23 protein-coding genes and 1 pseudogene are annotated in these 24,279 nt (G+C 63.8%); 14 read left to right on the top strand and 10 right to left on the bottom strand.

Annotated features, from left to right (window positions below; translation table 11 throughout):
* Positions 1 to 24 precede the first annotated feature (24 nt).
* The 3 genes from KK488_RS11415 (at position 25) to KK488_RS11405 (ending at position 3,092) form a co-directional block, all read left to right on the top strand.
* The gene (locus KK488_RS11415) at positions 25 to 1,143 is read left to right on the top strand and encodes a TrmJ/YjtD family RNA methyltransferase (RefSeq protein ID WP_214623619.1); all 1,119 of its coding nucleotides are present in this window, start codon (positions 25 to 27) and stop codon (positions 1,141 to 1,143) included.
* Between the two features lie 91 nt (positions 1,144 to 1,234).
* Positions 1,235 to 1,510, top strand: a complete 276-nt coding sequence (locus KK488_RS11410; RefSeq protein ID WP_214623616.1) for a hypothetical protein — start codon at positions 1,235 to 1,237, stop codon at positions 1,508 to 1,510.
* Between the two features lie 394 nt (positions 1,511 to 1,904).
* Entirely contained in the window at positions 1,905 to 3,092 is a 1,188-nt protein-coding gene (locus KK488_RS11405; RefSeq protein WP_214623614.1) for an acyltransferase family protein, read from the top strand.
* Positions 3,093 to 3,105: 13 nt separating this feature from the next.
* On the opposite strand, the gene KK488_RS11400 is transcribed toward KK488_RS11405, so the two are convergent.
* The 3 genes from KK488_RS11400 to KK488_RS11390 all read right to left on the bottom strand — a co-directional run bounded on the left by KK488_RS11400 (position 3,106) and on the right by KK488_RS11390 (position 4,491).
* A complete protein-coding gene (locus KK488_RS11400) occupies positions 3,106 to 3,345 on the bottom strand; it encodes a hypothetical protein (protein WP_214623612.1) in 240 nt (79 codons plus the stop codon).
* Positions 3,346 to 3,487: 142 nt separating this feature from the next.
* Positions 3,488 to 3,832: an ArsR/SmtB family transcription factor gene (locus tag KK488_RS11395; protein ID WP_214623610.1), complete on the bottom strand. Its 345-nt coding sequence runs from the start codon at positions 3,830 to 3,832 to the stop codon at positions 3,488 to 3,490.
* Positions 3,832 to 4,491 carry an SRPBCC family protein gene (locus KK488_RS11390; protein WP_214623609.1) on the bottom strand — a complete coding sequence of 220 codons (660 nt, stop codon included), beginning with the start codon at positions 4,489 to 4,491 and terminating at the stop codon, positions 3,832 to 3,834. Before KK488_RS11390 ends, KK488_RS11395 begins: the two co-directional genes overlap by 1 nt.
* 311 nt (positions 4,492 to 4,802) lie before the next feature.
* Between KK488_RS11390 and rpsD the strand changes: the two genes are divergently transcribed.
* The gene (gene rpsD, locus KK488_RS11385; protein WP_214623607.1) at positions 4,803 to 5,417 is read left to right on the top strand and encodes a 30S ribosomal protein S4; all 615 of its coding nucleotides are present in this window, start codon (positions 4,803 to 4,805) and stop codon (positions 5,415 to 5,417) included.
* Positions 5,418 to 5,537: 120 nt separating this feature from the next.
* The gene (locus KK488_RS11380; RefSeq protein ID WP_214623606.1) at positions 5,538 to 6,752 is read left to right on the top strand and encodes a PQQ-dependent sugar dehydrogenase; all 1,215 of its coding nucleotides are present in this window, start codon (positions 5,538 to 5,540) and stop codon (positions 6,750 to 6,752) included.
* 194 nt (positions 6,753 to 6,946) lie between these two features.
* Here KK488_RS11380 and KK488_RS11375 read toward each other — a convergent pair whose 3' ends face one another.
* The 5 genes from KK488_RS11375 to KK488_RS11355 form a co-directional block, all read right to left on the bottom strand.
* Positions 6,947 to 7,657 (bottom strand): DUF899 domain-containing protein, encoded by a 711-nt coding sequence (locus tag KK488_RS11375; protein ID WP_214623604.1) that lies wholly within the window; start codon positions 7,655 to 7,657, stop codon positions 6,947 to 6,949.
* Positions 7,658 to 7,669: 12 nt separating this feature from the next.
* Positions 7,670 to 7,879, bottom strand: coding sequence for a hypothetical protein (locus KK488_RS11370; protein ID WP_214623602.1), 210 nt, complete (start codon positions 7,877 to 7,879; stop codon positions 7,670 to 7,672).
* 8 nt (positions 7,880 to 7,887) lie between these two features.
* Complete coding sequence (locus KK488_RS11365; protein ID WP_214623600.1) at positions 7,888 to 8,352, bottom strand: SRPBCC family protein; 465 nt, start codon at positions 8,350 to 8,352, stop codon at positions 7,888 to 7,890.
* A complete protein-coding gene (locus tag KK488_RS11360; RefSeq protein WP_214623599.1) occupies positions 8,345 to 8,677 on the bottom strand; it encodes an ArsR/SmtB family transcription factor in 333 nt (110 codons plus the stop codon). Before KK488_RS11360 ends, KK488_RS11365 begins: the two co-directional genes overlap by 8 nt.
* A 64-nt stretch (positions 8,678 to 8,741) precedes the next feature.
* Entirely contained in the window at positions 8,742 to 10,775 is a 2,034-nt protein-coding gene (locus KK488_RS11355) for a S9 family peptidase (protein ID WP_250890307.1), read from the bottom strand.
* A gap of 168 nt (positions 10,776 to 10,943) precedes the next feature.
* On the opposite strand from KK488_RS11355, the gene KK488_RS11350 reads away from it, so the two are divergent.
* From KK488_RS11350 to KK488_RS11325, 6 genes are all read left to right on the top strand, one after another.
* Positions 10,944 to 12,707 carry a M28 family metallopeptidase gene (locus KK488_RS11350; protein ID WP_214623597.1) on the top strand — a complete coding sequence of 588 codons (1,764 nt, stop codon included), beginning with the start codon at positions 10,944 to 10,946 and terminating at the stop codon, positions 12,705 to 12,707.
* Positions 12,708 to 12,942: 235 nt separating this feature from the next.
* Positions 12,943 to 13,833, top strand: coding sequence for a KpsF/GutQ family sugar-phosphate isomerase (locus KK488_RS11345; protein WP_250890305.1), 891 nt, complete (start codon positions 12,943 to 12,945; stop codon positions 13,831 to 13,833).
* 62 nt (positions 13,834 to 13,895) lie between these two features.
* Positions 13,896 to 14,720, top strand: coding sequence for a 3-deoxy-manno-octulosonate cytidylyltransferase family protein (locus KK488_RS11340; protein WP_214623593.1), 825 nt, complete (start codon positions 13,896 to 13,898; stop codon positions 14,718 to 14,720).
* 9 nt (positions 14,721 to 14,729) lie between these two features.
* Entirely contained in the window at positions 14,730 to 15,602 is an 873-nt protein-coding gene (locus KK488_RS11335) for an alpha/beta hydrolase (protein WP_214623591.1), read from the top strand.
* Entirely contained in the window at positions 15,599 to 17,113 is a 1,515-nt protein-coding gene (locus KK488_RS11330; protein ID WP_214623589.1) for a capsular polysaccharide export protein, LipB/KpsS family, read from the top strand. Before KK488_RS11335 ends, KK488_RS11330 begins: the two co-directional genes overlap by 4 nt.
* Positions 17,114 to 17,148: 35 nt before the next feature.
* On the top strand, positions 17,149 to 18,357 hold the full coding sequence (locus KK488_RS11325; protein WP_250890303.1) for a capsule polysaccharide biogenesis protein: 1,209 nt from the start codon (positions 17,149 to 17,151) through the stop codon (positions 18,355 to 18,357).
* A gap of 233 nt (positions 18,358 to 18,590) precedes the next feature.
* Here the strand turns inward: KK488_RS11325 and KK488_RS21700 are convergent, their stop codons facing one another.
* The gene (locus KK488_RS21700; RefSeq protein ID WP_214623587.1) at positions 18,591 to 19,271 is read right to left on the bottom strand and encodes a glycosyltransferase family protein; all 681 of its coding nucleotides are present in this window, start codon (positions 19,269 to 19,271) and stop codon (positions 18,591 to 18,593) included.
* A 284-nt stretch (positions 19,272 to 19,555) separates the two neighbouring features.
* Between KK488_RS21700 and KK488_RS11310 the strand changes: the two are divergent.
* Positions 19,556 to 20,256: pseudogene (locus KK488_RS11310) on the top strand (capsular polysaccharide export protein, LipB/KpsS family).
* Positions 20,257 to 20,415: 159 nt separating this feature from the next.
* On the opposite strand, the gene KK488_RS11305 reads toward KK488_RS11310, so the two are convergent.
* Positions 20,416 to 21,648, bottom strand: coding sequence for a glycosyltransferase family 4 protein (locus KK488_RS11305; RefSeq protein WP_214623581.1), 1,233 nt, complete (start codon positions 21,646 to 21,648; stop codon positions 20,416 to 20,418).
* Between the two features lie 198 nt (positions 21,649 to 21,846).
* On the opposite strand from KK488_RS11305, the gene KK488_RS11300 reads away from it, so the two are divergent.
* Both KK488_RS11300 and KK488_RS11295 read left to right on the top strand, forming a co-directional pair.
* The gene (locus KK488_RS11300; protein ID WP_214623580.1) at positions 21,847 to 22,671 is read left to right on the top strand and encodes a DUF5672 family protein; all 825 of its coding nucleotides are present in this window, start codon (positions 21,847 to 21,849) and stop codon (positions 22,669 to 22,671) included.
* 509 nt (positions 22,672 to 23,180) lie between these two features.
* Complete coding sequence (locus tag KK488_RS11295; protein ID WP_250890298.1) at positions 23,181 to 24,251, top strand: KpsE/RkpR family capsule polysaccharide export protein; 1,071 nt, start codon at positions 23,181 to 23,183, stop codon at positions 24,249 to 24,251.
* Positions 24,252 to 24,279: the final 28 nt, after the last annotated feature.

The following is a 24,279-nucleotide window of genomic DNA, read 5'->3' as shown; positions in this document are numbered from 1 at the left end:
GTCGAGAACGAAGGCCGCCGCCAAATGAGTTTCTGGGTCTACATCCTGCGTTGCGTCGATGGCTCTTATTATACGGGGCATACGGACGATCTTGAGCGCCGCGTCGCGCAGCATCAATCGGGAGAATTGCCTGGCTACACTCATGATCGCCGGCCCGTCGAACTGGTATTCAGCGAGACCTTCGCTGAACGCATCGATGCCCTGGAGCGCGAGCAGCAGATCAAGGACTGGTCGCGTAAGAAGAAGGAAGCGCTATTCCGGAGCGATTTCAGCGCTGTGACCGCCGCATCGGAGACTTCTCGACACTCGTCTCGACTTCGCTCGACGAGCGCTCGAAGCGAACGGGAAGATAACCCAACCGGGAAGCCAGAAGACCGTCCGCTTCGCGCTTCGGTCGAGCGTGTCGAGACCCATGCCGGGACCGCGCGCGCTCCCCACCCCGTCATCGTCCTCGTTCGCCCCCAGCTCGGCGAGAATATCGGCAAGGCGGCGCGCGCCATGCTGAATTTCGGACTCACCGAGATGCGCCTCGTCGCGCCCCGGGACGGCTGGCCCAATCCCGATGCCGGCCCTTCCGCCGCCGGTGCGGATCAGGTCCTCGCCGATGCGCAGATCTATGAGACGCTCGCCGAGGCCGTTGCCGATTGCGCCCATGTCTATGCGACGACCGTGCGCAAGCGCGGCGTCACCAAGCCGGTCGTCACGCCGCAGGAAGCGGCGCGCGAGATTCTCGTCGCGCCGGGTCGCAGCGCCATCGTCTTCGGACCGGAGCGCTCGGGACTGGAGACCGACGATGTGGCGCTGGCTCGCGCCATCCTCACCGTGCCGGTCAATCCGGAATTCGGCTCGCTCAACCTGGCGCAGGCCGTCATCCTCTGCGCCTATGAATGGTCGAAGCATCGCTCGCTCGCTCAGCCGACCGTTACCGAACTGCTCCCGCCCGCCCCGCAGGATGAGCTGGAGGGGATGATCGGACAGCTCGAGGTGATGCTGGAGGACGCCGGCTATTTCTTCCCGCCCAGCCGCGTCACCGCAACCAAGCGCACCTTGCGCACCTTGCTCACCAAGCCTGGCTGGAACCATCTCGAAGTGAGGACGCTGCGCGGCGTACTCTCCGCGCTCGCCAATCCGCGATCGCGCTGAAAAAATCTCGCAATGGCGCCTGCCAATCGCTCTTGCAATTTGGCCGTGGCGCGGAATAAGGGGTTAACCAGCTCCCTGAAAAGGATAATTCGTGCGACTAGTCATTTCGCTCGCGATGCTCGCTGCATTTTCCGGTATCTCGTCCCCGAGCCTTTCCGCCGAAGATCAGGCTCAGCCGGCGCCCAAGGAAGAAAAGAAGGTGTGCCGTCGCGAAGAGGTATCGGGCTCCATCGTTCCCAAGCGGACCTGCCACACCAAGGCGGAATGGGAGGCGATCGACAAGGCCGTCGACGCCTATACGAACGGGGCGATCGATCGGCGTCGTCATGCCCAGGGCTCGCATAACGACCCATCGCTGACCCCGTGAAGGACGCGTCTGCGGCTCCTTGACGGTCACATCCAGCGCCGCACATGAAGAAGAACGCAGAGGCGTGACCAGTCGGCCTCAACGGTGTGCGCCGTCGCATCGGCAAAGCATGCGCATTCGCGCAATATTTCGCCATGTTTGCGAACCCGCGTGAAACCTGACGGCGAGCGCGGCTCGCATCGCACAAAGTCTCCATGCGGATCGATTCCGGCACTGGCGCCTTGAGGACAAGGCGGCGCTCCGGCTGGGCGGGCATGTCCCTGCGTTGATCCTCGCGGCATCCGCGACAAGGGCGGGAGGCCGGCCCGACTTCCCCAAGCCACTCGCCCCTTGCACGTCGCGCCTCGTCGCAAAGCGCGGGAACGGCGCGTCACGACCGGCCATTGAACCCTCAGTGACGATCCAAACGACTGCCTGCCCGCCGCACGCCCGCGAACATCATTGGGATGCCCTGCGCGCGCTGCTGATGCTGCTCGGCATCCCCTATCATGTCGCCATGACCTATCGCGCCGACGAGGTGTGGATCCTGACATCGGGACAAGGCGCCCCGGTCTTCAATGCGATCGCGCAGGCGATCCACGTCTTCCGCATGCCAGCCTTTTTCATCGTGGCCGGCTATTTCGCGGCGTTGCTGCTGGCGCGGCGAGCGCCCGGTCCCTGGCTCAAGGGGCGGCTGGTGCGGCTGGCCATCCCCCTCGTCGCAGCGCTGCTGACGCTCAATCCGCTGCTCAACCTGCTGTGCGAAATCTCCAATCTCGGCTGGCCCGGGGCGCTGCCATCCTGGAAGCATGAGAGCCTGACGTCGGGCGGCTACGGGATCCGGCACCTCTGGTTTCTCATCGTGCTGCTCTATCTGAGCGGCGCCGCGGCGCTGGCCCATCGCATCAGTCCCGGCCTGGCGCACGCCACGCTGCGGCCAGCCTGGGACGCGTGGCTGGCGCGGCATTTCGAGGTCTCCCTGATCGCGATCGCGCTCTTGCTCGGCCTGTGGATGGGCGGCGCGATCGAGCTTTTCTATGTGGCGGGCCTCGCCACCCAGCTGCCGCAGCAGATCCTGCGGCTCGACCAGCTCATCGAGTTCGCGCCCTGGTTCCTGATCGGCGCGCTGATCGCGCGCGCGCCGGCGCTTAAGGCGGCGCTGTATCGCTTTTCCCTGCCGATCGCGCTGCTGAGCATCGCGGCGCTGGCGCTGGACCTCGCCTTTCGCGAGCAGCTCTGGCCGCCTTATGGCCGCTTCCTCGACACGCTGGCGGCGGTCGGCCTGTCCCAGCTCCTCATCGCCACGATCAAGCGCTTCGCCGACCGGCCCTCGCCGCTGGTGCAGGAGATTGTGAAGGCGAGCTTCGTCATCTACCTGTTCCACCTGCCGATCCTCACCGGGCTGGTGATCCTGGGCAAGATGCTGATCCTCCCCCTCGCGCTCAAGGCCGGGCTGCTGATGATGCTGACGCTGGCATTGTCCTGGGGCGTCTGGCTGATCGTGCGGCGCTCGCCGGCGCTGCGCCTGCTCTATGACGGGACGAGGCCTCCCCAGATCGCCAGACCGCCCGCCCCGCGCGTCCTCAGCCGGCAGGGCGCCTGAGCGCGATCCGCGCTCACCCCTCGGTGCGGAGCCGCTCCACAAGCTGCTCGATCTCATTGGGCTCCAGCAGCCAGGTGCGCGTCTTGCGCCCCTCGCGATGCACGGGCTGAGTCAGAAGGATGCGTGCCTGCTCCTTGGCCGTGGGCTTGAAGATCGCGAAATGGCGCGCGCAGTCCCGGATCGTACCGAGGAGTGGCGCCTTGCCGTCGAGATCGATCATCGTGGCGGGTTGATCCCAGGGTATCGCTTTCATGCCACTGCATCCTGTCCGTTCTTCACCGGACGGCGATATAGGAAGCCAGTGGTGGCATGGGAAGCGCAACGCATGCGGTCATCCCGTCGGCGCCTCCGGCGTCATCCGCCGCAAGGAAAAGACAGGCGGCGCGCCGACATCTTCAGTCCCTCTCCTCCCGGCCGATCCGCGCCCGCTTGCCCCGCGCCACCTCGGTTGCCAGCGCTTCCATGCGCGGCACCCAGAAGGCGCGGAACTGGCCGAGCCAGGCATCGACCTCGCGCATCGGCTCGGCATTGACGGCATAGAGCCGCCGGGCACCCTCGGGCCGCATCGTCGCGAAGCCGCTCTCGCGCAGGATGCGCAGGTGCTGCGACACGGCCGACTGGCTGATGCCGAACTCGCTTTGCACCACCTGCGTCATTGCGCCGGACGTGCGCTCGCCCTCCGCCATCAGCTCCAGCAGGCGGCGGCGCACCGGATCGCCCAGCACGTCGAAGGCGTGCATCAGGCTGCGCTCCCCCCGTCGGGCGCGCCCTCGCCGGTGTAAAATCTGGCGGTGCGCGCGGCCATCGCGCGCGCCGTATCGGGATCCTCGCCGCCCGCGATATGGGCTTCCGCCCAGGCGGCCGCGCTGGCCCGCATGAAGCCCTTGCCGTCATCGGATGCCGACCAGGCCGCAAAGGCCTGCGGATCGACGGCGGCGCCGCTCCCGATATGAATGGCGAGGCCCATGAAGGAGAGATCCCAGCCGGTGCCGACCGCTGCGGGGCCGAAGCTCGCCCAATGCTCCTCCGTGACGCCGACCGGGGCGATGTGCTCCAGGATCAGGCGGGTAGCGCCTCCCTCGCCGACCGGCTCGAGCCGCACCGTCACCCAGCTCATGCCGCCACCGAACTCCCAGGTGAGATCCAGCGCCTTCTCCGGATCGCAGCGCGTGATCGTGCCGCCGGCATTGCCCTGGAGCTGGTACTTGCCGCCCAATTTGAGGTCACCGCTGACCGGCAGGAACCAGCGCGGGATGCGCTCCTTGTTGGTCAGCGCATCCCACAGATCGGCAGCGTCCGTCTCATAGACGCGCTCGGCGATCACCGCGCGGGACGGTTGCCCCTCATGCTCGCGTTCCTCGAAACGGCGGATTTCCGCGCCGATGGCATTGGCTATCATGCTTCTTCTCCCAGTCGATAACGAGTCGGCCTTTAATATTAAATAACACTAATATTAGATAGTACTGAATAATTTTCACTCGTCATTCCCGCGAACGCGGCGATGACGAAGTGATGAATACCGCGCAAAGCCTTGACTTGTGCGCCCTCCCTCGTCATAGGCGCCGCTTCGCGATTGGCCCTGCACCCCGGTGAAGCAGTGGCCCTGCCCCTGAGCGTATTTTCGCAACATGGGACTCAGGCGGAAAACCGGGATCGACGCTGCGCTCTTCCAGGGCGGGGCAGACGTTGTTTGCAATTGAAGGAAGTCACATGACGAAGCGCACCAGCGCCAAGTACAAGCTCGATCGCCGCATGGGCGAGAATATCTGGGGCCGTCCCAAGTCCCCGGTCAACAAGCGCGAATATGGCCCCGGCCAGCACGGCCAGCGCCGCAAGGGCAAGATGTCGGACTTCGGCATCCAGCTGCGCGCCAAGCAGAAGCTCAAGGGCTATTATGGCGACGTGACCGAGAAGCAGTTCAAGAAGAACTACTTCGAGGCCAGCCGCATGAAGGGCGACACCGGCCAGAACCTGATCGGCCTGCTCGAGCGCCGCCTCGACGCGGTCGTCTACCGCGCCAAGTTCGCGCCGACCATCTTCTCGGCCCGCCAGATCGTCAGCCACGGCCACATCTATGTGAACGGCGTGAAGTGCAACATCGCCTCGCGCCTCGTGAAGCCGGGAGACGAGATCACGCTGGGCAAGAAGGCGCAGGAAATGGCGCTGGTGATGGAGGCGCAGAGCCTCGCCGAGCGCGACATCCCCGATTACATCGCCCCCGACGGCGCCGCGAAGATCACCTACACCCGCGTCCCCACGCTGGACGAGGTGCCCTATCCGGTGAAGATGGAGCCGAACCTGGTCGTCGAGTTCTACTCGCGCTGATCTCCTCTATCCGAGCGAATACAAGAAAAGGCGGTCCGGCGACGGATCGCCTTTTCTGTTTGGGGCGTTTGGGCTAACGCACGGCGAACCGTGCTCATCGGGATGGGGATCAACATGACAATGAAGCGGATTTTGCCACTGCTCCTGCTCGGGGCGATGCCTGCCACGGCCCAGATCAATGCCGGCGAGCAGGCGCCCACGCCCGACCAGCCCTTCACCGTCACCAAGGTCGCCGAGTTCGATCTGCCCTGGCGCATGGCCTTCCTGCCCGATGGCCGCATCATCCTGACCGAGAAGGGCGGCAAGATCTTCCTGGTCACGCAGCAGGGCGCCAAGACCGAAGTGACCGGCGTGCCCGCCGTCCAGTTCGCGGGCCAGAACGGCCTGCTCGGCATCTATCTGACACCGGGCTATGCCACGGACCATGGCATCTATCTGACCTATTCGGAACCGGGCAAAGCCGAGGGCACGTCGAGCCTGGCGCTCGCCCGCGCGACGCTGACACTCGGCAAGGGCAAGGCGGCGCTCACCAACCTCAAGGTGATCTGGCGCGATCCGGTCAAGGGCAAGGGCGGCCAGGTCGGCGCGACCATCGCCTTCCCGGCCGACAAGAAGAGCCTGTTCCTGACCGTCGGCGACCGCCAGCGCTTCTGGCCGGCGCAGGACCCCAACCAGCCGGTCGGCAAGATCCTGCACCTGACGCTCGACGGCAAGCCCGCGCCGGGCAATCCGATGGCAGGCAAGACGGGCGCAAGCTCGGTGCCGGTAATCGATCCGGGCAAGGACACCGAGGCGGCCAAGACCGCGCCGGTCGTCTCGATCTATAATTTCACGGGACCGAACCTGACCCCGTCCGAGACCTGGAGCACCGGCCACCGCACACCTTATGGCATGGCCTTCGCGCCGGACGGGCGTCTGTGGGAAATCGAGCATGGCCCCCGGGGCGGCGACGAGCTCAACCTGATTGAGCCCGGCAAGAATTACGGCTGGCCCTATGTCTCCTATTCGGTGAATTATAACGGGGTGCCGATCCCGAGCCCGGACACGCGGCCCGACTTCGTCAAGCCGGTGATCTACTGGACCCCGGTTATCGCACCGGGCAACCTCATGTTCTATTCGGGCAAGCTGTTTCCGCAGTGGAAGGGGTCGGCCTTCACTGGCGGCCTCGGCAGCAAGACGCTGAACCGCATCATCGTGGACGGCGCCACCGCCAGGCCGGCCGAGCGCTGGGCGATGACCTTCCGCGTGCGCGACGTGGAGCAGGCACCGGACGGCGCTCTCTGGCTGCTGGAGGACGCCAAACCCGGCGGCCTGTATCGGCTGGCGCCGAAGTAAGCGTCTTCGATCCGGATTGAAAAAGACAAAGGCGGTCCCGAAACGGGCCGCCTTTCTCCTCTCCACCATTGTCATTCTCGCGAACACGGGAATCCGGTGCCGGGTGCGGTCGGAATCACGCTCGATAACGAGCGCTGGCTCGGTGCCTTCCCCGGCTTCCCGCGAACGCGGAAATGACGAGAAAAGGAAGCTGCTCAGGCATTTTCCATCTCATATTGATCGTGCAGCCGCACCCAGCTCATCGTGCCGGCGCCTTCGTTGCGGCCCTTAGGCGCAAGGTCGAGCCAGTCGAACGCACCGACCAGCAACTCGACGCCACGATGATAGGTCGAGTAGCTGTGGAAGATGTCGCCAAACTCGTCGCGCACGAAGATGCTGACGCCGAACATGTCCGGGCTTTTCTCGACCCTGGTGACGCCATAATTGTAGAAGGCCCGCCCTGCGGCCCGATCCTCCGCCGTGAAGGACACGCCGAAATCATAATTGAAATCGCTCTCCCCCGAGGAAACCCACGGGAAGGTCCAGCCCATGCGCTGCCTGACCGCAGCGATCCGCTCGACCGGCGCCCGGGAAACTGCGGCAAAGGCGAGATCGGCCTGCTCGAAATGCTGCCGGGCCGCATCGACATGATCGCTAATCAGCGAGCAACCGGGGCAAATGTGATCGGAGCCGGGCGTCAGCATGAAATGATAGATGGCGAGCTGACTGCGGCCGCCGAACAAATCGGCGAGGGTGACCTTGCCATCCGGCCCGTCGAACACATAATTCTTCTCGATCCTCACCCACGGCAATTGCCGCCGCTCGGCGCGCAGCGCATCGAGCGCGTGGGTCATGGCTCGCTCCTTCTCGAGCAGCGCCTTGCGGGCGGTCACCCAGTCTTCACGGGAAACGACGGGATGGTGCATAGCGGATCTCCTTCACGTCCGGCTGCGCGCCGCGCGCACCAGCCAAGGTGGCAGATGGAACAAACTCATCAGCGCATACATCAGTGCCATGCCGTCGATCGGCACAGCGCCGGGCAGAGCCGAACAGAGCGGCAGTTGCAGCGTCGCGAACGTCACCAGCGCCAGCAGGGCACAGACCGGTGCCGCCGCAAGGCTGAGGCAATCGCGGAGCGACACCGCCATGATCCCACTCAGTCCGATTGTTCGGCGACAGTCTCGAGCCGGTCGATGACCTTGACCCAGCCGTCGCTCATATTGGTGTAGGCAATCTCGTTCTTCGGCCGCTCGAAGCCGGAATGGACCATCTTGAGGCGCGTCCCCTGCCCGTCCGGCGCGAGCGTGAAGGTCACCAGCGTGTCGAGCAACGAGCCATAGCCGACATTGTCCGCATGGCCGCCCTGCCAGCGGAAGGCGAAGCGCTGCCCGGGGACGATCTCCAGCACCTCGCAGCGGATGAAGCCGTCCCATCCGCCCGCGGGCGTTGTCTTGAAGGTGAAGCGATTGCCGACGACGGGCTCGAATCCGGCCGGCTCCATCAGCCAGCGCGCCATCATGGCGCCGCTGGTCAGCGCCTGCCAGATGCGGGCGGGCGGAAACGGGAGCACATCCTCGACGACGATCTCGTCCGTTCCGGTCTTGAGGGCTGCATCAGTCATTCTCGGTCTCCTGCAAAAGCTCACGAAGATTGGCGAAGCGCTCGCGCCAGAAGACGCCGTAATGCGTCATCCAGTCGAACAGGGGCTCAAGGCCTTCGGGCTGGGCACGGTAAAAGACGCGGCGCCCTTCCGGGCGCTCGGCGACCAGGCCCGCCTGCTTCAGCGATTTGAGATGCTGCGAGATGGCGCCCTGCGTCACCCCGCTGCCCTGCGTCAGCTCCATCACCGTGATCTCGCGCGCGGTGGCGACGCGCTCGAACAAGGCGCGCCGCGTGGGATCGGCCAGCGCGCGCATGACGGTATCGAGAGGGATGGTCTGCATCATGCCAATCCATTAGCAGAGACTAATCAATTAGTCAATGCTAATGGATTATGCAGGTCCGGCGCCGCTATTTGCCGGCGGCGAACGCCTGCTCGACGAAGGCGGCGGACTTGCTGAGCAGGTCGCTACGCGCCGCGCTGTCGTCCAGATAATGGTCGAGCTTGTCATAGATGACGAGCTGGCCGGGGTGGCCGGCATCGCGCAGGCGATCGGCCATCAGGCGCGCCTGGCCGACACTGACATTCGCGTCATAGGTGCCGCTGAACATGAGCACCGGCGCCTTAATCTTGCCCGCCTGGCGCGCGGGCGAGCCTTCCAGGATGTGCGGCCCGCTGCCGATGAAATCCTTCATGACGCGATAATGGGTGAAATTGGCCGCGTCCTCTTTGAACTGGGCCAGATCCGTCACCGGTGCCACGGCGACCACCGCCTTGAACAGGTCCGGCTCCACCACGGCCGATTGCAGGGCCGCATAGCCCCCGTAGGACCAGCCGAAGATCGCCAGCTTTTTGGGATCGGCAATGCCCTCCTTGACCAGCCAGTGCCCGGCATCGGTGACGTCGCCGATCGCAGCGCGCCAGCTGCGGAAGCCGTTGTTCTGGAACCAGGCGTCGCCATAGCCGGTCGAGCCGCGAAAATTCGGCTGGATGACGGCATAACCGATCTGCGCCCAGAATTGCGGGAGCCAGTCGAACCCCCAGGCATCGCGCGCGCCCGGCCCGCCATGCGGCAGGACGATCCCGGGGAGATTCTTGCCATCCGAGCCGGGCGGCAGGGTCAGATAGGCCGGGATCATCGTCCCATCGCGAGCGGGGAAACTGACGGGCTTCATCGGCGCGAGCGCGACATGCTCCATGGCCGGTCGTGTCGGCGTTACCTCCGTCATGGCACTGGTGTCTCGGTTGAGCAGGTAGAGCCGGCCGGGATCGGTATCGCTGCTCGCCGAGATCAGCAGCTTGCGCTCGTCCTGGCTCGAATCGACGATGCGGATCAGTGGCAGCGCGGGGATCGCCTTGGCGAGCGCGCTGGCAAGCCGCCTCATTGCGGGGTCGAAATATTCGACGTTGCTCCTGTCAGTCGTGTAGATCACGCCGATCACGCGGCTGTTGCGGCCAATCGTGGCGAAGTCATCGACATCGACGGTCGGATGCGCGAACAGCATCGTCTCCTTGCCGCTGCCGTCGAGCGCGAGACTGTAGGCGACGTTCCGTCCGTCCTGCGACTTGAGGCCGTAAGCGACGTTGAGCGTCGGATCGACATAATAGGGATCGAACTTGGGATTCGGCAGCGGCTGCCATTCGCCGCCGGGTTTCGTGCGATACTGATAGACGACACGGCCATTATTATAGCCGTCTTGATTGAGGCCGGTGTCCGATCCGACGATGCGCACATGCCCGATGCCGTCCGAAATATATTCGACCGCCGAGGCCCGCGGCCGTTCAATCCCGGCGCTGTGGAGATTGGCGGAGTTGATGTCGTCGACGCCGAAACCCTCCTTGGTCTGCGCGGTCAGCGAGCCCGTGGTCTGCTCGGGTACGTAACGGCGGACCATCAACACGTGACCGTCCACGCCCGTGTTCCAATCGAGCACCGAGCCGCCATAATTGGTGTAGCCCAGAGCGAGCCCGTTATGCTCCGGCGTCCGCAGGACCTGCAGATTCTTGCCGTCCACATTGATCGCCAGGATGCGATTCACGGTGAGGACGTCACCGGTATTGATGACGCTATTGGCATAGGCATAGCAGAGAATGCGCGTGTTGCCGGCCCAGCGACACCAGGCCAGCCGCTCCGGCTCGCCGGAACTGGTCAGGATGGGAACCGGCGACGGCGTGCTGCTGGCAAGGTCGATGATGTTGAGGACCGCGCCTTTGTTGCCATTCGTCCCTAGCAACGCGATCTTGGTGCCGTCCGGCGACAGGCTGGCGTTGAGGATATTTTCCCGCGCGCCGAACATGACGGCCGCGTCCTTCACGGTCAGACGGGCCTTCTCGGCTGCCCCGCCGGGCGCCTGTCCATTCGCCCGGCCGCCCGCAACCCCCTGCGCCAGAATCACAACGGATACCATGACGGCAAGTGCCTTGCCGCTTCCCCCTCGACTCATTCCCCCGTAACTCCTTGATCAACCTGCCTTGCCGCCCTTCAAACACGCCGACGCGCGCACCGCAAGCACGCCCGGGCGATGAAATGGACGGCCGCCGCGCCGCTTGAACTCCTCCCGGCGGAATGCCATCACGCCGACAAGCTTTGCTTTTCACGACAGGATCCCCCGATGCGCGCAGCCGGCCTGCTTGTCCTCATTTCATCCGCTTTGGCGCTGACTGCCTGCCGCACCCAGGGGGACGCGGTCCGGCCCACGCCAGCGCCGGCCGCGACGCCTGCTCCCAGTCCGACGCCGCCCAGCCTCTCCTTCACGCTGCCGCCGTCCGCCAAGGCGGCGCCGATCAACGTGACGACCCTCAAGACCGTCACGCGCGTCCTTTCCTCCAATGCTTTCGAGGGGCGCGCGCCGACCACGCCGGCCGAGACCAAGACCGTCGCCTACATCATCGACCAGATGAAGAAAGCCGGCCTCAAGCCCGGCAACAAGGGCAGCTGGACGCAGGACGTGCCGCTGGTCGAGCTGACCCACAGCCCGGACATGGCGCTCGACATCGCCGGCGGGACCAGGCCGCTGCATTTCGCCTACAAGACCGACATGGTCGTCGGCACCTATCAGGTCGTGCCACATAGCGAGGTGCGCGACAGCGAGATGATATTCGTCGGCTATGGCATCAACGCGCCGGAGAAAGGCTGGAACGACTATGCCGGGATCGACGTGCACGGGAAGACGGTCGTCATCCTGATCAACGATCCCGATTATGAGATGCAGGGACTGGACGGCCCCTTCAACGGCCGCGCAATGACCTATTATGGCCGCTGGACCTACAAGTTCGAGGAAGCGGCGCGGCAGGGCGCGGCGGCGGCGATCATCGTCCACGACACCTTCCCGGCCGCCTATCCATGGGGTGTGGTCGTCTCCTCCTGGACCGGGCCGCAGCTCGGCATCGACGCCCCCAATAATCACATGGACCAGAGCAAGGCGATCGGCTGGATCACGCTCGACGCCGCCAAGGCGACCTTCGCCGCCGCGGGCAAGGACTTCGCCGCGCTCTCCGACGCGGCCAAGCGCCCCGGTTTCAGGGCGGTGCCGCTCGGCCTTACCGCCAGCATCGCCTTCGACAACAAGATCCGCCGGCAGGCCTCCAGGAACATCATCGGCATTCTGCCCGGCAAGACGCGACCGGGAGAATATGTGCTCTATTCGGCCCACTGGGATCATCTCGGGCGTTGCGAGCCGGTCAAGGGAGACGACATCTGCAACGGCGCGCTCGACAATGCGAGCGGCACGGCCGGCCTCATCGCCCTCGCCCAGGCGCAAGTGAAGGCGGGTGCGGCCGGCCGCTCGATGCTGTTCCTCTCCGTGACGGCGGAGGAAAGCGGCCTGCTCGGCTCGGAATATTATGCCAGGAACCCGGTCTATCCGCTCGGCAAGACAGTGGGCGGAGTCAATATGGACGGGCTCAACGTCTTCGGGCCGACGCATGACGTGACGATCGTGGGCGGCGGTAAGTCGGAGCTGGAAGCCTTCCTCAACCGCGCGGTGAGGGACGAAGGCCGCATCGTCGTCCCCGAGGCAACCCCGGAGAAAGGGAGCTTCTATCGCTCCGACCATTTCAGCTTCGCCAAGCTCGGTGTGCCGATGGTCTATGCCGAGAGCGGCGAGGACATGATCAACGGCGGCGTGGCGGCCGGTCATGCCGCCGCCGAGGATTATGTCACCAATCGCTACCACAAGCCGCAGGACGAATATGATCCGCACTGGAACTGGGCGGGCGCCGTTCAGGATCTCCAGATCTATTATCGAATCGGTCGCGAACTGGCGAACAGCGATGTCTGGCCCAACTGGTACCCGAGTGCGGAGTTCCGCACGGCGCGTGATCAGAGCCGGGTGGGCGCAAAGGAGATAGACGAAGCAAAGGCCCCGAAACCTTAGCTCCGCAGCTTGTTATACTGCGCAGCATAGATAAGCGGAGCCGCACCTGCGATGAATTGCTGCGACGCAAAATTGCCTTGATTAACCAAAGCGGCGGGATTAGCCACACGGTCAAGCAGGGAGCTTCAAACAGATGGCGACACTTCACCATCGTGCAGCGGGCCGGTCCCTAGAGGACCAGGCAACCACACTTGAAGCGGGGCGCTCAGCCATTCTTCAGGAAGCACGTGGCCTCATGGATCTGGCTGCGTCGGTCGACGATGGCTTTGTCGATGCCGTCCATGCGATTCTAACCGTCGAGCGGCGCGTCATCGTCACAGGCGTCGGCAAATCCGGGCATATCGGTCGCAAGGTTGCCGCCACCTTCGCGGCCACGGGCACTGCCTCCTTCTTCCTCCATGCGAGCGAGGCCGCACATGGCGATCTCGGCATGGTCACCACAGGCGACCTGCTGCTCGTCCTCTCCAACAGCGGCTTCTCGCGCGAGCTGCGCCCGCTGCTGGCTTATGCGCGACGCCAGGGCGTGCCGGTGATCGGCATCGTCTCCAAGCTGAACTCGCCACTCGCGCGCGCGTCCGACATCGTGCTGCAGTTGCCCGATGCGCAGGAAGCCTGCCCGGTGCGGATTGCCCCAACGACCTCGACCACGATGATGCTGGCTCTGGGCGATGCGCTCGCCCTCGCCGTCATGCAGCGAAAGGGCCTGACCCGCACCGACATCGCGCAATGGCATCCGGGCGGCGAGATCGGATCGCGCATCGCGCCGGTCGACGATGTGATCGATCTCGACGAACCGTTGCCGCTGGTAAGCTGGCACGCGCCGATGCGCGACATCGTCTTCGAGATGACCTCGGGCGGAAAGGGCGTCGCCGGCGTGATCGGCGAGGACGGGGCGCTGATCGGCATCATCACCGACGGTGACTTGCGCCGAGCCTTCGACCATGTGCTGACCGCCCGCGCCATCGACATCATGACGCGCGACCCGATCACCGTGCCCAGCGGCACGCCGGTCGAGGAAGTGCTGACCCTGATGAACAACGCCAAGATCACCGTGCTGTTCGTCACCGAAGTCGGCGATCCCTCGACACCGATCGCCATCGCGCACATCCACGACCTGGTCCCCTGATCCTGATCACCCCGTGATCTGTGGACTTGCGTTCTCGCGTCGATTGGATGACGGCACAGGCTATGACCGATAGCCCTGCCCCCGGCGACACCGGGACCGTCATCATTATCCCGGCGCGCTATGCCTCCAGCCGCTTTCCCGGCAAGCCGCTGATGGCCATTGCCGGCCCCGATGGTGCCACCAAACCGCTGATCCAGTGGAGCTACGAGGCAGCCAGCGCCGTGATCGGCACACAAGGTGTGTTCGTCGCGACAGATGACGGCCGGATTGCCGACGCGGTCGACGGGTTTGGCGGCGCATGGCTGATGACGCCGGAAAGCTGCGCCAACGGCACGGAGCGGATCGCCGCCTGCCTCGACCGGCTGCCGCAGGCCGATCTGCTGGTCAACTTCCAGGGCGATGCTCTGCTGACCCCGCCCGCCTTCGTCGCCGCACTGATCGATCATATGCATGCCAACCCGCACGCGCAGGTCGGAACGATCGCGGTGCGCTGCTCGGCGGAGACGTTCCGCCATCTCGCCGAAGATGCGGCGCAAGGGCGCGTGGGCGGCACCACAGTGGTGCTCGATGGCGCCGGCAATGCGCTCTATTTCTCCAAGCGCATCCTGCCCTATCTGCCGGAGGGCCGGATGCCCGATGCGGACATGCCGGTGCTGCTCCATCTCGGACTCTATGCCTATCGCCGTGCAGCGCTCGAGCGCTATGTGGCGGCCGGCGCGACGATGCTGGAGACCGTGGAGGGCCTGGAACAGCTGCGCTTCCTCGTCGCCGGCGTGCCGGTGAGTGTGCTGGTGCTGGAGGAACAGGGCTATCCCATCGTCGAGGTCAACAATCCAAGTGACATCAGCCTCGTCGAAGGAATTCTCCGCCAGCGCGACACGGGCTAGGTCCATCGCATGACTGCATGCAGGAGGATCGGCGCGCGACACCGGCGCGCGATGCTGCCCCTCGCGATTGCGGCGAGCCTTTCGCTCGGCGGCTGTTCGCTCTCCCGGCAGATGCTCTATTCACCGCGGAGCACCCCACCGGCGTCCGTCTCCTGGGTCCAGGCGCCACCGGAGGCGATCACTGTCCGGACGGACGACGGGCTCGATCTGGCCGGCTATTACTGGCCCGGCGCACCGGCCGATCCGGACATCTATGTCTTCTTCCACGGCCGTAACTGGAACGCCCTGCGCGCTGCCGAAGCCGCGCAATATCTCGCCGGTGCCGGCAATGCCGTGCTGGTCGCGTCCTATCGGGGTTTTCGCGGCAATCCCGGACACCTGAGCGAAGCAGGCATGACGCGCGACGCGGCGGCCTTCATCGCGCGGGCGCGGGCAATGGCGGGACCGAACGCGCGAGTCTGGCTGGTCGGTCATTCGATCGGATCGGCCGTGGCCCTTCGCGCCGGCGCAGCGGATGGCCATGTCGCCGGCATCATTGCGATGAGCGCCTTCACCAGCGTGACCGACGCATTGCCGCGCTTCTGGCGCAGCTTCGTTCCCGATCGGTGGGACAATCTCGCGGCGCTCAAGGCGCTCACCGTGCCGGTCGTGATCATCGAGGGCAGCCTCGACCCGATCATTCCGCTGGGGAGCGGCGACGATCTGTTTTCGGCCTACGGGCATTCTTCCAGCCTTGTGACCGGCGAGAATAGCCGCCACAACCCGGACATGCGCATCCTCGCCCCCTGGATCAATCAGGCCATCGACGCGATGCAGAACGGTTCGCTCGCCGCCCTCCCCTTTCCACCGACCGGCTGGGTCGAGAAGGTGCGGCGGCCATGAGCGCGATTGCCCGTGCGATCTTCGCGGTGCCCCCCTTTCCCGGTGCGAAGGGACATGAGGTCGTGCGCGCCACTCCGGGTACCGCGCCTGACATATCGCCAGGCGCCCTCGTCGCGGCGATGCGTCGTCATCGCGCCGGCGGGAGTTTCTGGCATCCGGACGATGTCTGGTCGGCGAGGGACACGCCCGTGGAGGCTGCTGGCGACGATTCCCGGCTGCTGCTCGGCGCGATCGCCGGCAGGCCTGCCCTGGTCCGCGGCGATGGCGCTTTCGCGGCTCTGCATGAGCTTACCCCCGGGTCCGCCGAGGCGGAACGAACGATCGAGACCCTCGTTTTGCGACACCTGCTCGAGGATGTCGCCTATGCCGATCCCTTCACCGGGGCGCCGGTCAGCCCGCTGGCTCTCATCGAGACGCTCGGAGGCTGGCGCGCCTTGATCGAGGCCAATCGTCCCATCGGCGCGGCGTTCGGCTTTGCGCACTGGAAGCGGGACACAGTTGATCCGCTGCTCTGGGCAGGCACGCCGGTGCCGTTCAGGGCGGCGACCGGCGCGGCGCTCAGGGCCTTGCCGCAGGGTGCGTCGGTCGCCGTCTGGAAAGCGCGCGTCCCGGCATCCTTTCTCGCCGAGCTGGAAGCCGGCCCCCGGCCCATCCTCGAAGTGGAGGACGGGTTCATCCGCTCGGCCGGGCTCGGCGCGGACTGTGTGCCGCCGCTCTCGATCATCGTCGATGACCTCGGCGTCCATTACGACCCGGCGCGTCCCAACCGGCTGACCCGGATGCTCGGCGAGAACGATCCCTCGCCGGACGATCTCGCCCGCGCCGGGCGGCTGCGCGACTGGCTGGTCCGTGAGGGCGTCAGCAAATATGGCATCGGCACCGGAACCCCGCTGCCGCGCGAGGGCGGCGATCGGCGGCATCTGCTCGTTGTCGGCCAGGTGGAGGATGATCGCTCGATGATCTTCGGCGGCGGCGAAGTGCGCACCAACCTGCAACTGTTGCAGCGGGTCCGCGCGCAGGCGCCGGATGCCTGGATCGTCTATCGCCCGCATCCCGACGTCGAGGCCGGACACCGGCGCGGCGCGATCCCCGCGCGCACGGCGCTGGACTATGCCGATGCAATCGACCCCGCCAGCCCGATCAGCGCGCTCATCGCCATGGTGGACGAGGTGCATGTGATCACCTCGCTGGCCGGGTTCGAGGCGCTGCTGCAGGGCAAGGCCGTGACCACGCACGGGACGCCCTTCTTCGCCGGATGGGGCCTCACACGCGATCTGGGCGCGCCGCCAGCCGGCCGGGGCAAGGCACTTTCGCTCGACGCGTTGGTCGCCGCAGTGCTGCTGCGCTACCCGCGCTACCTCGATCCTGTGACCAATTTGCCCTGCACTGCAGAAATATTGACGATGCGTTTGCTCTCTGGTGTTCAGCGCCAAAATGTTGCACTAGTTCCCTTGCGACGGTTGGTTGGGTGGGCGAAACGCGCTGCGGCGCAATTTGTGGGAATGCGATGAAGTTCCAACCCATAGCGCACCGAAACTTTCTGTTTTTGCAGGGACCGCCAGGGCCATTTTTCTGGCAGCTGGCTGAACGGTTACGCACACTGGAGTGCGGCATTTTCCGGATCAATCTCAACGGCGGCGACGCGGCCGACTGGCTCGGCGACGCAACCGATTATCGCGGCAGCCGCAAGCGCTGGACCTTGTTCATCGACCGGTTCCTCAACGACAACGCGATCACCGACGTGGTCCTCTTCGGCGACTGCCGGCCGCTGCACATGGCCGCGCATCGCATGGCGCAGCTCCGTAAGATCGACGTCCATGTATTCGAGGAAGGCTATATCCGCCCCGACTGGCTGACGCTGGAGCCAAGCGGCGTCAACGGCAACAGCTCCCTCTCGCGCGATCCGGACTGGTATCTCGAAGAGGCCAAGTTGCTACCGCCCCTGCCCGACCGGCCGCCGATCACGGCGAGCTTCAATCGGCGCGCGCGGGATGCCTGGCGCTATTATTCACGCACCTGGCTCAGCCGCCCGCTCTATCCTTTCTATCGCTCGCACCGCAAAGGCTCGGTGGTGATGGAGGGATTCGCCTGGCTCCACAAATTCACGCAGGAGAAAAAGGAAGCGGCGCATGTCGAGCGGGTTCTCTCGATCTTGCACGAGACGCCCTATTTCCTGTTTCCGCTCCAGCTTTCGACCGACTTCCAGATCCGCGAGCACAGCCCCTTCACGGACATGGAAGAGGCATTCGAATATGTGCTGTACAGCTTCGCGCGGCGGGCACCGACCAATACGCGCCTGCTGGTCAAGGAGCATCCGCTCGATGCGCGCTTCGTCAACTGGAACGCCCGGGTCGAGCGCCTCGCGCGCAGGGCCGGCGTCGCCGACCGCGTGATGCGCATTTCGGGCGGCGACATCGCCCAACTGACTGATGGCGCCCGCGGCATGGTGACGGTCAACAGCACCTCGGCCACCCTGGCGCTGACCGCGGGTATACCGACGATGGCGCTCGGTAAGGCGATCTACAACATATCCGGTCTCACCTATCAGGGGAGGCTGGACGATTTCTGGACGCGCGGGCAGCCCCCCAAGCCAGCCGTATTCGACGCCTTTCGCCGCGTGCTCTACGATCGCTGCCTCATCTATGGCGGCCTCGCCAGCGAGACGGCGACGACGATCCTGGTCGAATCCGCAATGGAGCGACTGGTCGGCGACCGCGTCAGCCGCTGGGCCTCTACTTTGGTTGCTGCGGAATAGCCACGATCTCGTCGAGCCAGCGATCGACCTTGGCGAAATGAGCTTCCCAGGTCGGTGCTTACCAGCCCGCCATGCGGATGAGTTGTGCGTTGCGCGCGGCGCAGTCAGCTTGGGCGTAATCCTCAATGGCGCGTTGCCAGCCGAGACCATCGATTGGGCTAAGATAGTCCGGGATATTGCCAGCCAGTTCAGGTCACTCGCGATTACCGGTGTTCCACATGCGAAAGCCTCGACTAGAGGCAGGCCATGCCCTCCACGAAGGAGGGAAAGAGCAAGGCACGCGCACCGCGCATATAGGCGCTGAGCGTTGCATCGTGGCAGCGCGAAAGCTCGATGACATGACAGCGGATCGCCTCGCTCCGCTCGAACATGTCGACGGTCTGCTCGCTCTCCCAGCCGCGCTTGCCGATGATGACCAGTTGCGGACAGGCCGCGCTCGGCCGGCGAGCGAGCTCGGCCCCGATGGTCAACGTCAAGAGGTGGTTTTTGCGCCCCGCGATGGTGCCCAGCATTACGAAATGGGGGCGGCCGGGGAGCGGCAGGTGCGGCGTCGGCTCCGGCCCTGAATTGGCGGCACTCATCTCGGCCCCGAGCGGCGCCACCAGTGTCGGCGCCATGCCCAGCGAATGCTGGAGTCCGGCAAAGACCGCCAGTTCGTTGAGGGTGTCGCGGCTGTTGCCGATCACGCCCACGGCACGCTCCAGTAATGCCGTCATGCGGCGCAGATGCTTTTGCGGCTCGCCCGGCCGGCAATATTCCGGATGCGGCAGCGGAATGAGGTCGTGGACGAAATAGACCGGGCGGACCGCCGATCGCTCCAGCCACCGGGCGTGAGCAGGCTTGTCGAGGCCGGTATGGCCGACATTGAGATAGATGCTACCGGCGTAATTGCCCGGCCGCACTTGGTTGGCCATCACGGATCCGAGACCACGCCAGAGCAAAGCATTAAGGCGAGGAGCGAGGTCCTCCCGGCCCTGCTCCCCGAGTATCTCGAACAGTGCATCGGAAAAAGCGAGCGATGAAATGACGCTCACTCCGCCGCGCTGTATCACTGCGCGCGCCTGATCCCGATAATGCGCATCACGGATGTGGTTTTGTTCGGCGATTGCCGGCCGATGCACATGGCCGCGCACCGCTGGCGGGATTACGGAAGATCGATGTCCACGTCTTCGAGGAAGGTTATATCCGGCCAGATTGGATGACGCTTGAGCAGAACGGCGTAACGGCTTCTCCTCGCTGCGGCTTGATCCCAACTGGTTCCTGGAGGAAGCGCGGGGTCTCCCGCCCCTTCTCAACCGCCCGCCGATCACCGCGAGTTTCAAGCGCCGCGCCCGCGACGCGTTCCGCTACTATTCTTATGTCCAGTTCGATCCGACTTTTCCCTTCTACCGATCGCATCTCAGGAGTTCGCTCACGTTTGAATTCCTGGGGTGGGCGCGCAAGTTTGTGATGGAGAAAAGTGAACTGGCGCTTGCCGACCGGGTGGTCGCCGAGATCGGCGAGCGGCCTTTCTTTCTGTTCTCGCTCCAGCTGTCCGACGACTTCCAGATCCGCGAGCATTTGCCTTTCCAGGACATGGCTGAAGCCGTCCAATATGTGCTCACGAGCTTCGCGCGCCGAGCCTCCCAGGACGTCTTACCACTGGTCAAGGAGCATCCGCTCGACGCGAGCATGACGAACTGGCGAAATCACATCGATTCGCTGGCGCGCAGTCTCGGTGCCGGCGACCGGATCACTCATATCCGTGGCGGCAATTTGACCGCACTGGCCGCGGGTGCGCGGGGCTTCGTTACCGTTAACAACACGTCATCGACATTGTCCCTCGCAGCCGGGGTTCCGACGATCGCACTGGGCGAGGCGATCTACAACATGCCGGGCCTTACCCATCAGGTCGGCTAGACGATTTCTGGCTTCGCCCTCAGGTACCGGAGGCAGCTGTGTTCGACGCATTCCGCCGCGTGCTGTACGATCGCTGCCTGATCTATGGCGGCCTCGCCAGTGAATCGGCGACAAATACGCTTGTCGATTCAGCTCTGGAGCGCTTGGTGGGCGATAGAGTCAGCCATTGGCGGCCGGCGCTTGGCGCCGCGCAAGGCTGAACTGCGCCAGCCAGCGATCGACCCGCACGAAATGATCCTCCCAGCGTGGCGGGCTCCAGCCTACCATGCGCGCGATCTGGGCTGCACGCGCGAGGCTTTCTTCGTGGGCATAAGCTTCGACCGCCTTTGACCAGCCAAGGCCATCGATGGGGCTGATATAATCGGGAATGTCTCCGGCGAGCTCACGGAAAACGCTGAGATCGCTGGCAATCACTGGCGTGCCGGCAGCAAGTGCCTCGACCAACGGCAGACCATAGCCTTCGACAAATGAGGGAAAGAGCAACCCCCGCGCATTGCTCATGTAAGCCGCAAGCTGAACGTCGTCGCAGCGCGACAGTTCTATTACATGGCCCCGAATTGCTTCGCTGCGATCGAGCATGTCGCAGGCCTGCTCGCTCTCCCAGCCGCGTTGGCCAATCACAACGAGTTGCGGGCATGCCGTCCCTAGGCGGCGGGCCATCTCGGCCCAGATGTTGAGTATGAGAAGGTGGTTCTTGCGCCCCTCGATCGTGCCAAGCATTACGAAATAGGGCCGGCCCGGCAACGTAACGCCGTCAGCCTTTGTCGCTGCGCCGAGCGCCTTGCCGACGCCTAGTGGCGCGACGAGGCCGGGCGGCATATGAAGCGCCTGTTGCAACCCCGCGAAGACGGCCAATTCGTTCAATGTCTCGCGGCTGTTGGCGATGACGCCCGTGCCAAGGCTCAGCAATGCCGTCATGCGGCGTAAATGCTTTTCCGGCTCGCCCGGACGGCAATATTCGGGATGCGTAAGCGGAATGAGATCGTGAACGAAATAGAACGGCATCACGCCGGTGCGCTGTATCCACTCGCTATGGCCCGGCTTGTCCAGACCAGTGTGACCGACGTTGAGGTATATCTGGCCGGACAGGTCGCCGCGGCGACGGAACAGGAAGCCCCCCGCAACCAACCGCATCAGTTTCGCTTTGGTATCAGCGCTTGGCATGGCAAGCATATGGAACAGCTGCTGGGAGGCAGCGGCAGGCATGACGAGAGTCGAACTGCCTCGTTGTACCACCGCTTGGGCCCGCGCACCGAAATGCGTGACATAAGCAAGGCAAGTCCGATCAATGCCGGTCGGCTGCTTGCCCTCCCAGGCGCGCCAAACGAGACGACTAACGTCGAGGAGAAAGCTGGAGGTGGGACCAATCGAACTGTCATTCCGATGCAGCATTTGGTTCCGTTATTTCGGCACCGCCAGCTTGTCCAATTACATCATACATACCAGTGCGCCCAATGCCTGCGCATGGGATGGCAACCGACCTCTCTCGGAACGAGGGATAGCGGAAGATGCTCGCGCATTCGATCCGAAAGAGGCCACGTGCGTGGACTGCGATTGACCTCCCCGCCCTACTGTTTATGCAGCCTCGCCATGGGCAAACTCGCGCTTCATAACGTCACTCTCTGCGCCGCGAGCGACATCGCCCTTGAGGCAACGCTCCGGGCCCTTGAAAGATGCTTGGATCAGACCGACTTTGCGAGCGCACTGCTCCTGAGCAGCCAGCCGCTCAAACGACAATCTCGACACGAGATCAAGCACGTGCCAATTCATTGCTTGGACAGTGCCCAGAGCTATAGCGAATTCATCCTCACAAATCTTTTCAATCACGTCGAGACCGACTTCGCGCTTGTGGTTCAGTGGGATAGCTCGATCGTGGACGCCTCATCCTGGACCGATGAATTTCTTGATTTCGACTATATAGGCGCCCCTTGGGTGAACCACCCGCCAGGCCGAGACGTCGGCAATGGCGGCTTTTCACTCCGCTCACGGAAATTGCTGGAAATCGGTACACAGCCTTGGTTTCGGCGATCGCATCCAGAGGATCTCTGCATTGCCCAGGTCAACCGGCAAGGGCTGGAAACTGCCGGGATCCGCATCGCGGATCGAGCGATCGCCCGTCGTTTTGCGCGCGAGCGCGAACCAGATGACGCTGCTCATTTCGGAGTCCATGGCATATTTGCCTTGGCAGAACAGATGGACTTTCCCGCCTTTGAGGAACTGCTCGCGGCCGTCGAATACGGCGTGATCGGAAAACGGGAACTTATGGACGTCATCCAGGTATGCCATCAGCGGCATAAAGGATATTCGTCCGCGGCCAACCGCTGCAGGATTGAGTTTTTGCGCCGTTTTCCCTTCGACCGGCGCGCTCCAAGCTTTGCCGCCGAGCTCGTAAAGTCTCGATTTCGCACTGATTGAAATCATTCAATAGCGATCGATCGTTCAATTATGTCGACGAAGCGGCGTCACCCGGAGACAATGCCCTTACCCACTTTGTTCATCTTTTATGCCGCCATCCCGACGTTGACACCACCCTGGAATCTGACCAAGGAAATAACGGCCACACAAACGCGATCGCGGATTGGGGTGGAAACTTTTTTGCTGCTATTGCGCAGCTTACAGTTCTCTGAGGTTGTCCGGTGGTGAGGCTTGGTCACGAGCGAGCAAAACAGAAGAAGGAATCTGTTGCATTGCGATCGCCTGCAAGTGCAAGCAGTTTTCTGCGGGTTGGCGTCGAGCGACTGGCAATGTAGTTCCACGAACTACCAAGCTCTTTTCTGAGATGACAACAGCGATCGCGTGGAACGATCAGCAAAAATAATAGGCTAGTGCGCGATATGTTTCTGCAAAGTTTAAAAGTAGATGCAGCAAGTCAGGGAAGAGGTCCGAGTCTAGTCTCGAGAATCCTAAAAAAAAACCCGTTTCTTATGTTTGTACTTCTGCCCACGCTTGCCGCGGGATTATATTATTACCTTTTCGCCGCCGATCAATTTATCTCGGAATCGAGATTTATCGTAAAAAGCCAAAGCCGCTCCCAGTCCGCAGTGTCGCCGCTCGCCAGTCTGCTACAGACCACCGGCCTGTCGGCGGGACAGGAACAGACGAGCGAAGTGATCAGCTATATCAAGTCTCGGGACGCGTTGACACAACTCGCGAAGACTATTCCAATCCGGACGCTGTATCAGCTCCCCAGCTTGGACTTTCTCGGCCGTTATCCAGCGCCGTTCCGATCGGATCGGTTCGAGAATCTGTATCGCTATTACGGAGATATGATCAGCGTTCATACCGATCAGGAATCCGGCCTCGCTATCCTCAGCGTGCGCGCCTTTACGCCGCAGGACGCCCGAAAGATCAACCTGCTCCTGCTCGATCAGAGCGAACAGCTAGTCAATCGTTTGAACGCGAAGGCGCGCGACAACGCGATCTCCGAAGCCAGGAAAAGAGTCATCGAGGCAGAGACGCGTGTCAAAACAGCGCGGATTGCCATGACGGAATATCGCAACGAAGAACGCCTGCTCGATCCGGCCAAGCAGGCGGGCGGAGTTCTGGAAATGGCGAACAAGCTGGCTGCAGAACAAGCGGCTTTGCAGGCACGCCTGGAGACCATGGAGCGCATGGCGCCGAAAAACCCCTCCATCCCCGCATTGCGCCGACAAATTCAAGCGCTGGCTGGTCAAAGCGCCATCCAGAGCGGCCGCGTTGTTGGCAATCAGTCTGCCATTTCCTCCAAGCTGGGCGGCTATGAAGCGCTTGCTATGGAGCAGGAGTTCGCCGCGCAGACATTGACTGCCGCCAACGCTTCTCTCGAGCAGGCGCGGGCCGAAGCGCAACGTCAGCAGTTCTATCTGGAACGGGTCGTCGAGCCCACAGCGCCGGATATGTCGCGCTTCCCTAACCGGCTCAACATGATGCTGACGATCTTCGGTACGGCGCTTTGCCTCTATTTCATCGGCTGGATGCTCGTGGTCGGCGTTCTCGAACATTCGCCGGATCGTTGAGCGATGTCCAACTTAGTTGAAAGTTGGC

The sequence above is a fragment of the Sphingobium nicotianae genome (assembly GCF_018603885.1).
In the GTDB taxonomy this organism is placed as follows: Bacteria; Pseudomonadota; Alphaproteobacteria; order Sphingomonadales; family Sphingomonadaceae; genus Sphingobium; species Sphingobium nicotianae.
The sequence above is the reverse complement of the archived record's forward strand: the minus strand, read 5'-3'. Positions and strand labels throughout refer to the sequence as shown.